Below are 12,515 nucleotides of genomic sequence, written 5' to 3'. Positions count from 1 at the left end.
TTGAAATAAAAGTTATCCTGCAGGTTCGAAGAATATGTTCTTAGGTCGATCATTACTCGTTTCAGTTCATATACACTCTCTTTTGTAAGCGTCGTCATTTCTGGCTAATCACAAAGAAAACTAATAATTCTCTTTTTTTGTTTGTGATTCTAATGTTAAACATTGTTTAAAAGGAAGGATGGAAATATCAGCAGGTATATGTAAAAGAGAAAGCCAGCCTTCCTTTCTTCATAAATGATTTTATTTACCGGAAATTACATTGTAATTTTTAACTTTGTAATATTTTCTTCATAACATCTTTTTCTTTCAATTGTCGTAAATAGCTTCTTCATCTAGGAACTGCACGAATGTTACTTCCCCCTGATTTTCTTTTAGAAGGTAATTTTTATTTGGTTAGAATCATTAAAATAGATTTATTTACCGTTTTTAGAAATTCCCTAATGAAAATGATTGGAATGAGAGTATTTATTTGAAAAAAACATGATCAATCTCTTCTACTGGTACCTGAAAAATCAGAAAACTGGTGCTTTTCACTATAACAGAAAATTGACATAATTCGTATATATATTGATTTTGAGGAGGCAATGAAAAAATGGCATCATCGACAACGATGGAAGACTTGCAGGCTAAACGGAAAAAGTATGTTCCTAAAGGGGTGAGCAATGGAAATTTAAGTATTGCGCATCATGCAAAAGGGGCTACCATCGTAGACATTGATCAGAATGAATGGATAGATTTTGCAGGGGCAATCGGAACTTTAAATGTAGGGCATAGTCATCCTAAAGTAACGGCTGCGGTAAAAGAACAGGTTGATAAATTTTTGCATCCTGGTTTTAATGTGATCATGTACGAAGGATACATTAAGCTGGCAGAAAAATTATGCAAGATTACGCCAGGCAATTTTGATAAACAAGCAATTCTTTTTAATTCGGGGGCTGAAGCAGTTGAAAATGCAGTTAAAGTGTCCCGTAAATTTACAGGCAGACAAGCGGTCGTTTCATTTGTCAGAGGGTTTCATGGAAGAACGAATCTGACGTTGAGCATGACGAGCAAAGTCAAACCATATAAATTCGGATTCGGTCCTTTTGCTTCAGAAGTGTATCAAGCTCCTTATCCATACTTGTACCGAAAACCGGATCATATGACAGATGAACAATATATTGATTGGACGATTGAAGAATTCAAGAGGTTTTTCGCTGCTACTGTGGCACCTGAAACGGTTGCTTGTATCGTAATGGAACCTGTTCAAGGGGAAGGCGGTTTTATTATCCCACCGAAGAAATTTGTCAAATTTGTCAGGGACTTCTGTGATGATCACGGTATTGTTTTTGTGGCAGATGAAATTCAAACTGGTTTTGGCCGTACAGGCAAATTATTTGCAATTGAACATTTTGATGTTGTCCCGGATTTGATTACTGTTTCCAAGTCATTGGCTGCCGGGTTGCCTTTAAGCGGTGTAGTAGGAAAGGCGGAAATTTTAAATGCTGCCGATCCGGGTGAACTGGGTGGAACGTATGCTGGGAATCCTGTAGCTTGTGCCGCCGCACTGGCAGTCATTGATATCATCGAAGAAGAGGATTTGCTCACAAAATCAGAAATACTGGGACAAAAGATTGAGAAAAAACTGCTGGAATTACAAGCGAAACATGAGTTTGTAGGGGAAATTCGCCGCTTAGGTGCTATGGTAGCGGTGGAGATCGTAGATAACCGCCAGAACAAACGACCGAATAAAGAGAAAACGAATCAAATTCTGAAATATGCGAATGAACATGGTCTTTTATTGCTTTCAGCTGGTATTGATGGAAATATTATACGCTTTTTAGCTCCGTTGGTTATTACTGACGAGGAATTATATAAAGGGCTATCCATATTGGAAAAAGCTTTTGCTCAATGAACTGGGTGAAGAAACTGAGGATAAAATTGCCGGGAATCCATTAACCAGTGGCGTTATATATTATTATATCCCAGCAAAGAAAAACCCAGAGGGAGGTAAACCTTGATGGCAGCGACGATTAAAGTCACGAATCCTGCAACAGGTGAGTTGATCCAGGAAGTAAAGGCAGATACAGAAGAAGAGATTCATCTTGCATTGCGGAGAGGGCATGAAAGTTTCCGAAAGTGGTCCAAAACAAATGCACATGAACGATCGAGACTATTAAAGCTTTGGTCTAAAAAAATCCAAGAACATAAAGATGATCTTGCAAAGATCATGACAATGGAAAGCGGTAAACCTTTGCACGAATCATTGGGTGAAGTTGACTATGCAACTAGTTACATTGATTGGTATGCAGAAGAGGCGAAGCGGCTTTATGGACGAACAATTCCTGCAAATACGGAATCCAAACGTATCATTGTCAGCCGCCAACCGGTAGGATTGGTTGCAGCCATTACTCCTTGGAATTTTCCAGCCGCAATGATGACAAGAAAAGCTGCACCGGCATTGGCAGCTGGATGTACATTCGTTGTGAAACCAGCAGAAGATACCCCGTTAACCACGATGAAATTGATTGAGCTCGCTCATGAAGCCGGAATACCAGCGGATGTAATTCAATGTGTGAATGGCTATGGCAGTGAGGTAGGAAAAATATTTACGGAAAGCAAATATGTCAGAAAAATTACGTTTACCGGCTCGACTCCTGTAGGAAAATTATTGATCAGAGACAGTGCCAGTACAGTTAAACATGTTTCAATGGAATTAGGCGGCCACGCACCGGTCATTGTTGCACATGATGCTGATATTGATTTGGCGGTAGAACAAACGATAGCTTCCAAGTTCAGAAATGCCGGTCAAACATGTATTTGTGCAAACAGAGTTCTAGTGCATGAAAGCATTGTAGAGGAATTTGCTGAAAAATTAACAAATGAAGTTAAAAAATTAAAAGTTGGAAATGGTTTGGAAAAAGGCACTCAAATTGGGCCAGTTATTAATGAAAAAGGCTTTCATAAGATTGTCTCGCAGGTCAACGATGCAATCAGTAAAGGTGCTGAAGTTCTTTGCGGCAATAAATACAATGCAAATAGGGAAAAAGGCTATTTCTTTGTTTATCCGACAGTTCTCAAAAATGTCAATGAGAACATGAAGATTATGCAAGAGGAAACATTTGGACCCATTTTGCCAATCACAACGTTTCAGGAATTAGAAGAAGCTGTTAATATTGCAAACAGCACGCCTTATGGTCTGGCCGCTTACTTTTTTACAAATGACTATAGAACAGGCATCTATCTGCATGAGCATTTAGATTTCGGAATTATCGGCTGGAATGACGGCTCTCCATCTGCTGCCCACGCTCCTTTTGGAGGAATGAAAGAAAGCGGAATCGGCCGTGAAGGTGGAGTGGAAGGCATTGAACCGTATTTGGAAACGAAATATTTGTCAATAGGGGATATTTATAAATAAAAGACTTTTTGCAGGGAGTTTTTAACAGCTGTTAATTTTCAATTTGATAGAAACTAATCGGTTTTTCATAAAGTTGGTTACATCCACCATCCATGATCAGGAATTCGATTTGGAGATTTGTACAATCTGTCACATTTCCGATCAATGTTGGGTCGACTTCTCCATCGTTTACATGAGTTGGAGTTACTTCGATCGCAATCGGTAATTCACTGATGGTATCTACAGAAAGATGCACTTTATGGCCAAACCAAGTGATTTTATTGCTAAAAGAATCAAACTTTGCTCCCTTGTTGTTCACTCTGTTTTAGGCTTGATCTTTTCATAGGCGTTAATGGCGGCACTATCGATAGCCTGATGCCCTCCATTGATACGACTTCAGCTTGGCCTATCTGGACAAGATCATATAAAGATTTTTTCTGCTAGATTTTTTTGGGTGTGTTCATGGAAAATACTGTACTAAAAGTAGAGGTAGATGGTTCAGGTCGACTGATATTTAAACCGCATTGATAACGGAATGAATGTCTTAATCCAATCGGTTACGAAGGGCTGTAAACGTATCAAAACCTTCTAATGGAGCAGCAATTAGAGCTCTTAAAATTCCTTTCCTTAGAATGACCTTCAGCCCCCCCCTTGGGGTGAAGAATTGCTTAGCAAAGGGACGTAAATCAACACTAAAAAAGATTTGGCAAATTTTCTTTAGAATCTAAAATTTACAGTTCTTCAAAAAGGAAAATAGACTTTCTTGTAGAATGTACAAAGTGACTTCCCCCTAGCGAATTATTGTGTTTAGGTCACATCAAAAATTCTACAAATGAGGGGTGAAGTCCTTTTTTCTTTTGAAAGTCTTATGGCTCTTAGAACAAAAAAATGTAAAATGTTCAAATAAAAAACTTGATTAGAAGTTAAAATTTTTTATTTTTGTTCTTAATTTCTCTAAATTTCAAATGGTTCAGGTATCAATATTTGGATTTCCACAACCTAAGTTTAGTATCGTTGATAACTGGGCACTTCATAGTACAGCTTCCAGTTCATTAGGGTTTCTGTTTTTTTCCAAAATAAAAGGGCAGAGAATCGAAAAATCCTTATGCAGTGATATGCAAAGGGGCTATACATGGAGAGAGGGCCATCATAACCTTTTTTGGTTTTCCAAAATTATTGAAGCTGACGCTTGACTAAAGAATCATGGCTACAGAGGATTCACGCCAAGCCCTTGATGGATAGATCACATATATGTATATTTATACATAATTTTGATATAGGTATACTGCAACACTCTGTATTTTTTCTTGCAGAAAACAGTTTTTTGAGTCGCGAGATTTATTTTCATAGAATGCAAGAGTTTTCCTGATGAATTCATGAAGAAGAATATTTGTTACAGCCTGAATACGTGTTTTGATTTGCCGTAAGTCTTCGTACCCATTCATACACTCTCCCTTTCAATAAGTACATGCAGTCAAAGGATTCGGACTATGATGAAACTTAGTCTAATGCTTCTTCGCATGAAAGGCACGGATCATGCTTGCCTCTTCTCAGATCCTGTCTGCTATTTCGATCGAGTCAAATAAAATAACTCCTTTATTTCCGCCTCCATTTGAAAAATAAGGAAGGATTACTCATCTAGAAAATAATTAGGATCTATTTTCAAGGGAAAAAGAACTTATCACAATTTATGGTAAAATGGAAGAAATATAGACGTGATGTGAAGCGATCTTCGGAGTGGCCCTGGTTAATGATGCTGTCAGCGGTGGATGCCCGGAAACAAGAGATCGATGAGACGATTCTCAAGGAACTGGAGGTGTTGGCGATGAACGAGCAAGAAATTCGCGAAGCATTGGAAGAGTGGGAGAAGCTAAGCGTCAGTTCGGAAAATCGCTACGCGTATGAAATGCGGCTGAAATGGCTGCGGGATCAATTGTCCAATCTTCTTGGCGAGCGGCGTGCTGGGATGGAGGAAGGGTTGGAAAAAGGATTGAAACAAGGGTTGAAGCAAGGGCTAAAGCAAGGTCGGGAGGAAGAACGGAAGAATATGATCCGGCATATGTCGGCGAAAGGAATGGCAGCGAAAGATATTGCCGATCTCACTGGACTTGCGGAAGAGGAAGTGCGAAAGTGGTTGAAATAGTTACCTATCGATTTGACTGAAATGGGCTTGTTTGCGAAAAACTTTTGGGTTTTTGTATGTTTTTGCATTCCTAACGGGATCCGCTCCTTTTATCACTTATTCCATATTTTCTCTAGTAAGACGGTTGGTTAATGGTGTTATTTTTCAAACAACTGGTCGGAATCACTTAAATTTTTTTGGCTCGTTTAAGGCTTTTTGCGCTAACATTCCATTAAGCGATAGTCATGGCTAAGGGATAGAGCCATCATTGAAGCGATTTCAATGGAATCATTTACAACAATAGTTTTTCTCGATCCTGCCACCATAGCTTAAATTCCACTTCGTTTTTGTGTTATTAATGGTATCGGTACAAAAGAGAGGATCTGCTTTTAGCGGATAGTGCTCCCCATCATGATCGTAACTATTTTTTATTAAATGGATGCAGTCCACATCTTCATCTAGATTCACAGAGCGAATTTGTTTATTGATGTGAGCTGTTGTGTAAAAGCAGCAATAACTGATCCGTCTTAATGCAAAATTCAGTTCTTGTTTACCTAATCATTTGTGCTGCTTTCATGCTCATATCACCGTAATCTTTCGCTGGCAGCAATAGCATCATTCACATTTCTTGTTGTGAATAGGCAAGTTTTCCGCGGCAAAATGTCATTACTACTTCAAGGCGGTCATTTAAAACAACTAAGTCAGCATCTTTTCCTTTTGCAATGCTTCCTTTGCGATCATAAACGTTTATTTGTTTAGCAGGGTTAACGGCTGCCATTTGAATAATGTCTTGAAGCGTACATCCGGTGTAAGCCATCATGTTTTTGGCTGCATCATTCAGCTTCAAAATACTTCCTGCCAGCGTCCCATCCCGCAAAACTGCCCGATCTTCATTCACTCGGACTTCTTGGCCTCCAAGTTCATAGATTCCTTTACCGAGACATTTCGCTCTCATTGCATCCGTGATTAAAATAAGCCCGTCATTTCCTTTGTTTTGATAAGCAAATTTCACCATTCCCGGACACACATGAATGCCATCTGCGATAATTTCGCACAACACCTCATCATGCATGAGCACTGCTAGAGCAGCTCCCGGCTTGCGATGGTGCAATCCGCTCATTCCATTAAATAAATGGGTTGCATGGGTAATGCCAGCTTGTATGCTTTTAGCAGCTTCAGCATAAGAAGCATCTGAATGCCCGATGGAGGCGACAACTCCTGTTTGTTTTAAATAATCGGTTAATTCTATTCCACCTTTTCTTTCAGGCGCCAATGTCACAAGCTTTATCGCTCCGCCGGACATATGCTGCCATTTTTTAAATAACTGCAAGTTCGGTTCGAGAATATTTTCTGAGTGCTGCGCCCCTGCTCTTTTAGGGGAAATAAACGGACCTTCCAAGTGGACTCCTAACACTTCTGCATATCCGGGTTCATTCGCTGTTTCCATGTACTTTCTTACATTGATCAGAGCTTCTTCAATCCGCTGTTCAGAGCTTGTCATCGTTGTTGCTAAAAACTCGTCGTTCCTTCCCGGGGGAGTGCCGCTGCCATTTTGCGAATTGCCTCATCGGTTCCATCCATCGTATCAGCGCCTGCTGCTCCATGAATATGCAAATCGATAAAACCAGGAATGACTGCATAATTGTTTTTGCTTTCAATTTTTTCAACCCGTTCGTCTGTAACAGCCAGCTTTTCTTGAGGACCAACGTCAAGAATTTTCCCATTTTCTATTAATACATATCCATTTTTGAAAACTCGTTCTTCAGCATATACCGTCATATTCGATAATAAAATCTTGCTCATAAAGATCTCCTTTTTCTAGTAACAATCTCTATTTAAATTGTATGTATGTGGAACAAAATGTTAAATGACTTTTATGGGATTTTTAAGCACATATATTGGTCTATCCGGAAAATTGAAAAAATATGAAACTACTGCTTCCAGATAAAGAAGATTTCAATAATTCTTTTTAGCAGCTTTTCCATTAAACCGCAGTCGTTTCAGTATTTTGAAGCAAACATATCGTTCATCTGCATGCCGGAATACACATTATATCACAATCGCTTATTCGTAATGTAAGCTTCCGTTCTGAAAGAAACGTTTTTTTCGCTAGTGTGCATAAAACAGACCGGTCCAATCAGTATGGATATGTCGTTAAGCGTCGCCTGTGAAGCTCCGAACAATCGAGAGGCTAGCGGCTGGATAATTTTTTTGATTTTCGCAAAACTTTTTATTTATTATTTGCGAATATATAGGTAGTGATAGAAGTTTTGAGCTTTGGGATTGGAAGTGAAGCTTCACGATGGATCAAGAGAAGAAATGGATAAAAGCAATACAGAAGCGGGCAAGTGAAAAAGCGGCAAATAAGCTGATCTCTTATTATTACAAAGAGATTTATGCGTTCGTATTTAAACAAACGTTTGATCAAGAATTAGCGAAAGATTTGACGCAGGAGATTTTCATCAGCATGCTGCGCGGCATTCACCACTATGAGGGGAAAGCGGCGTTCCGGACATGGCTGTATAAAATCGCAAAGGCGAGAATCATCGATTACTATCGCTCGAAAGAATATAAACAGCAGAAGAAAACGGTCAATTTGTTAACAGATCAGCGGGAAAGTGATGATGTGCTTTTTACAATCGAACAAAAGGACGAGGTAAAACAGGTTTTAAACCTGCTTGAACGATTTGATCATGAGAATCGACGAATTGTGCAAATGAAAATTTTTGCAGGCCAAACATTTGCCGAGATTGCCGCAAAGCTCCAGATAAAAGAATCAACCGTAAAAACGAAATATTATTCTACATTGCGAAAAATCAATGAGCAGTTAAAGGAGGATGTCCATGGCCATTGATAACGAAAAAATTCCTTTTCCTAGCGATAAGGAGATCAAACAAGAAATTCAGAAGATTATTGCAAAAGGCATGAACAAAAAGCCTTCCTTTTGGCAATATATGTTCACTATGTATCGCGAAGTCGGTTTCCGCAACGTCTTTCGTGATCTGACGGAAATCGCTTTTACGATTGTTTTAACTATCGCTGTTTTCGCTATGTTTGTTCTTTCAACCGCAGAATATTTTTCATGGACAGCCTTGGATGTATATACATTCATCTTTTGTTTTTCACCTGTTATTTATTTTGTCATCGTTTTTTTCTTTTTTATTTGCCAAAAGCAAAAGCCGGCGTTTGAGGTGGAAATGACTTGTAAATACAATGTGTATCAATTAGCAGCATTCCGTATGTTCATGTTCAGCATTTTCGCTATGCTCGCCAATGGAGTCATCATTTTCTGGCTGGCAACAGAGTTTTCCATTCATTTTCCTTTTGCCTTTTTATTATCTGTTGCATCTTTATTTCTTTTTGCTGCTGCTTTTTTGTATGTATTGCTTTATGTACCGACAAAAAGTGGGAAAATTGCTTTATTTATCAGCTGGATTGCCGCAAACTTGTTTCTTTCTTACATGAACAGCTATGTTTATCAAGCCTTTTTGTTAAACGTTCCGTATTTTATTTACATCATCATCGGGATGGCTGCGATGTATATATATGTTCATCAGCTTAAGCTGTTTTTCGTCAAAACCAATATAAAAGGAGTTTTGTAAAGATGCTAATTGTCGACCATGTTTCCAAATATTACGGCAATTTTATTGCTCTTGAAAATGTTCATTTACAGTTTGACAACGGAATTTACGGACTATTAGCCCCAAATGGCGCTGGGAAGACAACATTGATGAAAATGCTTGTCACACTCATCTTTCCGACAAAAGGAGAAATTCGTTACAACGGAGAAAATATCATCCATCTCGGCAGCAAATACCGCGAGCTTCTCGGTTATTTGCCGCAGCAGTTCGGATATTACAAGCATTACAGCCCTGCAAAATATTTGCTTTACCTTTCAGCATTAAAAGGGATTTCAAAGCATGAAGCAAAAGAAAAAATACCGAAGCTTTTAAAGCTCGTTGGACTTGAAGATGTCATGCATAAAAAAATGAGGAAGTTTTCCGGCGGGATGATTCAGCGGGTCGGCATCGCCCAGGCATTGCTGAACGATCCAAAAATTTTGATTCTTGATGAGCCCACTGCAGGTCTTGATCCGACCGAACGCGCCCGTTTCCGCAAGCTTTTAACCCAATTAGCAAACGATCGGATCATTATTTTATCAACGCATATTGTGTCTGATGTCGAATCGATTGCCAATGAAATCATTATGATTAAAGATAAAACGATTTTATATAAAAAGCCGATACGTGAATTATGCCAATTATTGTCCGGCCGCATTTATGAGACCGCAGCTGATTTTCAGGATGCAGAAATCTTTCGGAAGCGATTTGCAACAATTTCGGAAAAGCAAGAAAATGGCCAGATGATCTTTCGGTTTGTTAGCGACGAACAGCCAAATGAAAATTGGAAAAGTGTTGAGCCGACATTAGAGGACGTATTTCTTCATGTATATGGAGAAGGAGCGCTGGCATAATGATCAAATACGAATTAATAAAAGTTGTCAAGTCGCCGATCTTTATCATTTTACTATTATTTTTTGTGGCGTTGAATGGTTTGATTATTTTCGACCATAAAAATGAACGGGAAAATTTACCTGTTTTACAAAACATAGTTGAGCAATACGGGACGAAAATCGATGATGAAGCATTGGCAGGTATGAAAAAAGAAATCGATCATGAAATGGTATGGGTGAATGAGCTGAATCCAAAAAGCGAGAAGCAGTATCAGTTTCCATATGAGTTTATAAAAGGCCATGAAGCGTTTCTGTACCAACATCTTACGGATCGTGAATTAAACAGGCTATTCAATCTCAACTTGTTCACTCAATATTATGAAACCGCTAAAAGCGTCGATGATATTTACAGCGAGCTGGATGCGACAGAGTTTGCCCGGCAACAAATCAAGAAATACGGATTAAGCGGGGAGGCAGAAGAAACGGTGCTGAACCAAGCCAATCTTTTAGAAAAGCGGCTGCAGCAGCTGGTGAAAAACGGTGAACATCGCCATTTCTTTTATTTAGGATCAGTCTATGAAATGCATTCCTTGCTATTTAAAAAGCTTGGCCGGGCGATCGCTTTTGAAGGAATGATCCTCGTTGTTTTAATCACAGCATTGCTAACTAATTATGAATTTGAACACCGTACATTCTTTGTTGCATTTACGAGCAAACGCGGGAGAAATTTGCTATGGGACAAGCTTGCTGCAAGTGTAATCGCTAATGTGTGTGCTGTTATGTTGTTAATCGCAGCGACATTGATCATTTACTTTTCTGTCTATGATTATTCTAATCTTCTGTTTGTGCCGATTAGCAGCTATTTTAATAGCGAAACGCCTTTTCCTTACATATCGTGGTGGAATCTATCATTCTTGCAGTATGTTTGTTTATTTGTCGGCTGTTTACTATTAAGCCAGCTGCTGTACATGCTGCTCACCTTCAGCTTATCTATATGGCTGAAAAACAGCTATCTTGTTTTCTTTACATTTGCTTTGTTCGCTGGTGTTAGTTTATGGCTTCCAAGCGTTGTTTCACTGAATAGTAAATTTATCTTGATCATGCATGTGAATCCTTTTTATTTAATTATGAATCCGCATGTATGGTTTATGGGAAACAACATTTTTACGATGTTTCCATATTTTGAAGCTGTAACGATAGCAGCGTGGGCGGTCATATTTGTTCTATTAGGATTCTTCAGCATGTACAAATTTAAACGGCAACCATTAAATTAGGGGGAAGAATATTGAGAGTTTTTTTATACGAACTAAGAAAATTGTTCAATTGGAAGGTGCTGCTGCTTATTTTGTTCATCAGTTTTCTGTTTTACAAGCTGTTTTTAAGCTTTTATTTTGAAAATTTCCCTAATGGACGGCCTGCAAAAGATGAGTTTATGATTACGAAAGAAATGATCAATAAATATGGGCATGAAATGGACGAAAAAGAGTTTCAACATTTTAAAAACTGGTATAAGCAAAAAAAAGACGAGGCCAATGCCTATTTAAAATCACAACAAGATGCGGAAAAACTAGGCATTACAACATATGAACAGTTTCGACAATTGGATTTAACAAATAAACAGTATGCAGATTTTCATGAAAAAGTCGTGTTTGTTGATCAAGCAGATGTTTTTTGGGAGCTGCAAGCATTCGAAAATATCATTGAACAATATGAATCGAAAGGGAGGGATATTGAATCTTATACCGATGAAGATCAGCAAGAACGTGTAAAACAAATCATGGCAAACAATGATGTCAATTCTGTTTTTCCATATCTTGTCTATGAAAATTACAATGAGCTCACCCGCTTTTGGACGGTTTTGATTATTATAAGCGTTGTCATGGTAACATGCCGCGTTCATATTACAGACAGACTAAACAATGCGATCAGTCTGCAATACACGACGAAAACCGGCCGGAATTTGTTTTCTTTAAAACTTCTTGCTGCTTTAGCAGCCACAGCATTGATCACAACTGTGCAGGTCGTCATTTTTTGGCTTTTCTATCTTGGGAATGGTACGCAAGCTTTTTTTCCGCTTTCCATCAATTCGTTCTATAATTTTTACTATTTTTGGTTTGACTTTACATTTGAAGGCTATATCATCACAACGGTGATTGCTACTTATATTGTTGCCATTGTTGCGGCGCTCTTTTCAGTATTTTTCTCACGGATCGCACAAAACTACATCACATTGATCGGCTCGCTTGTCCCGATCGTTGTGCTGCTAAGCTATTGTACTTTAAAATACCTTGTTGGTGAACTGTTTGCGATTCTTCATCCGCTTATGCTTACAATCGGCACCTTTCTTGTATTGATCGCGATCAGTACGATATTCATCATTTACAGAATGAAGCAGGAAAAGCTTGTTGATCTTATATAAGCCAAGCGATAGCGGACAAAGCACGATCTTGCTGATAGCGAGCTGGAGATCGATGAAGCAGGAATTCACGGGGTTGCTTCCTTCTTCTGATTTTCCTTCCTCCAGCCTCGATAAAATAACAGACAGTCTGATACGATTTACATTC

9 protein-coding genes and 1 pseudogene are annotated in these 12,515 nt (G+C 38.7%); 8 read left to right on the top strand and 2 right to left on the bottom strand.

What is annotated here, in order from left to right; genetic code table 11:
• Positions 1-592 precede the first annotated feature (592 nt).
• Positions 593-1,894 carry a 4-aminobutyrate--2-oxoglutarate transaminase gene (gene gabT, locus NSQ84_RS16835; RefSeq protein ID WP_327873709.1) on the top strand — a complete coding sequence of 434 codons (1,302 nt, stop codon included), beginning with the start codon at positions 593-595 and terminating at the stop codon, positions 1,892-1,894.
• A gap of 105 nt (positions 1,895-1,999) precedes the next feature.
• Positions 2,000-3,397: an NAD-dependent succinate-semialdehyde dehydrogenase gene (locus tag NSQ84_RS16830; protein WP_327873708.1), complete on the top strand. Its 1,398-nt coding sequence runs from the start codon at positions 2,000-2,002 to the stop codon at positions 3,395-3,397.
• Positions 3,398-3,428: 31 nt separating this feature from the next.
• On the opposite strand, the gene NSQ84_RS16825 is transcribed toward NSQ84_RS16830, so the two are convergent.
• Entirely contained in the window at positions 3,429-3,695 is a 267-nt protein-coding gene (locus NSQ84_RS16825) for a hypothetical protein (protein ID WP_339212136.1), read from the bottom strand.
• A gap of 1,431 nt (positions 3,696-5,126) precedes the next feature.
• Here NSQ84_RS16825 and NSQ84_RS16820 point away from each other — a divergent pair.
• On the top strand, positions 5,127-5,519 hold the full coding sequence (locus NSQ84_RS16820) for an Rpn family recombination-promoting nuclease/putative transposase (RefSeq protein WP_327873706.1): 393 nt from the start codon (positions 5,127-5,129) through the stop codon (positions 5,517-5,519).
• A gap of 598 nt (positions 5,520-6,117) precedes the next feature.
• On the opposite strand, the pseudogene nagA reads toward NSQ84_RS16820, so the two are convergent.
• A pseudogene (nagA, locus tag NSQ84_RS16815) lies at positions 6,118-7,301 on the bottom strand (N-acetylglucosamine-6-phosphate deacetylase).
• 499 nt (positions 7,302-7,800) lie between these two features.
• On the opposite strand from nagA, the gene NSQ84_RS16810 reads away from it, so the two are divergent.
• Genes NSQ84_RS16810 through NSQ84_RS16790 form a run of 5 tightly spaced genes read left to right on the top strand, consistent with a single transcriptional unit; the run spans position 7,801 to position 12,370 of the window.
• The gene (locus NSQ84_RS16810) at positions 7,801-8,352 is read left to right on the top strand and encodes a sigma-70 family RNA polymerase sigma factor (protein WP_063388899.1); all 552 of its coding nucleotides are present in this window, start codon (positions 7,801-7,803) and stop codon (positions 8,350-8,352) included.
• The gene (locus tag NSQ84_RS16805; RefSeq protein ID WP_144597791.1) at positions 8,342-9,100 is read left to right on the top strand and encodes a hypothetical protein; all 759 of its coding nucleotides are present in this window, start codon (positions 8,342-8,344) and stop codon (positions 9,098-9,100) included. The genes NSQ84_RS16810 and NSQ84_RS16805 overlap by 11 nt, the downstream gene beginning before the upstream one ends.
• Before the next feature lie 2 nt (positions 9,101-9,102).
• The gene (locus tag NSQ84_RS16800) at positions 9,103-9,972 is read left to right on the top strand and encodes an ABC transporter ATP-binding protein (protein ID WP_327862907.1); all 870 of its coding nucleotides are present in this window, start codon (positions 9,103-9,105) and stop codon (positions 9,970-9,972) included.
• Positions 9,972-11,225 carry a hypothetical protein gene (locus NSQ84_RS16795; RefSeq protein WP_327873705.1) on the top strand — a complete coding sequence of 418 codons (1,254 nt, stop codon included), beginning with the start codon at positions 9,972-9,974 and terminating at the stop codon, positions 11,223-11,225. Before NSQ84_RS16800 ends, NSQ84_RS16795 begins: the two co-directional genes overlap by 1 nt.
• 11 nt (positions 11,226-11,236) lie before the next feature.
• Positions 11,237-12,370 (top strand): hypothetical protein, encoded by a 1,134-nt coding sequence (locus NSQ84_RS16790; protein WP_327873704.1) that lies wholly within the window; start codon positions 11,237-11,239, stop codon positions 12,368-12,370.
• Positions 12,371-12,515 lie beyond the last annotated feature (145 nt).

Source organism: Aeribacillus sp. FSL K6-3256 (genome assembly GCF_037965805.1).
GTDB lineage: Bacteria > Bacillota > Bacilli > Bacillales > Aeribacillaceae > Aeribacillus > Aeribacillus composti.
This window is presented reverse-complemented; position numbering and strand designations above follow the sequence as displayed.

What these genes read in the sequence shown, in the direction of transcription:
- NSQ84_RS16830 (WP_327873708.1), top strand. Translation starts at nt 2,000, where the DNA reads ATGGCAGCGACGATTAAAGTCACGAATCCTGCAACAGGTGAGTTGATC.
- NSQ84_RS16820 (WP_327873706.1), top strand. Translation starts at nt 5,127, where the DNA reads ATGATGCTGTCAGCGGTGGATGCCCGGAAACAAGAGATCGATGAGACG.
- NSQ84_RS16810 (WP_063388899.1), top strand. Translation starts at nt 7,801, where the DNA reads ATGGATCAAGAGAAGAAATGGATAAAAGCAATACAGAAGCGGGCAAGT.
- NSQ84_RS16795 (WP_327873705.1), top strand. Translation starts at nt 9,972, where the DNA reads ATGATCAAATACGAATTAATAAAAGTTGTCAAGTCGCCGATCTTTATC.
- NSQ84_RS16805 (WP_144597791.1), top strand. Translation starts at nt 8,342, where the DNA reads ATGGCCATTGATAACGAAAAAATTCCTTTTCCTAGCGATAAGGAGATC.
- NSQ84_RS16800 (WP_327862907.1), top strand. Translation starts at nt 9,103, where the DNA reads ATGCTAATTGTCGACCATGTTTCCAAATATTACGGCAATTTTATTGCT.
- gabT (WP_327873709.1), top strand. Translation starts at nt 593, where the DNA reads ATGGCATCATCGACAACGATGGAAGACTTGCAGGCTAAACGGAAAAAG.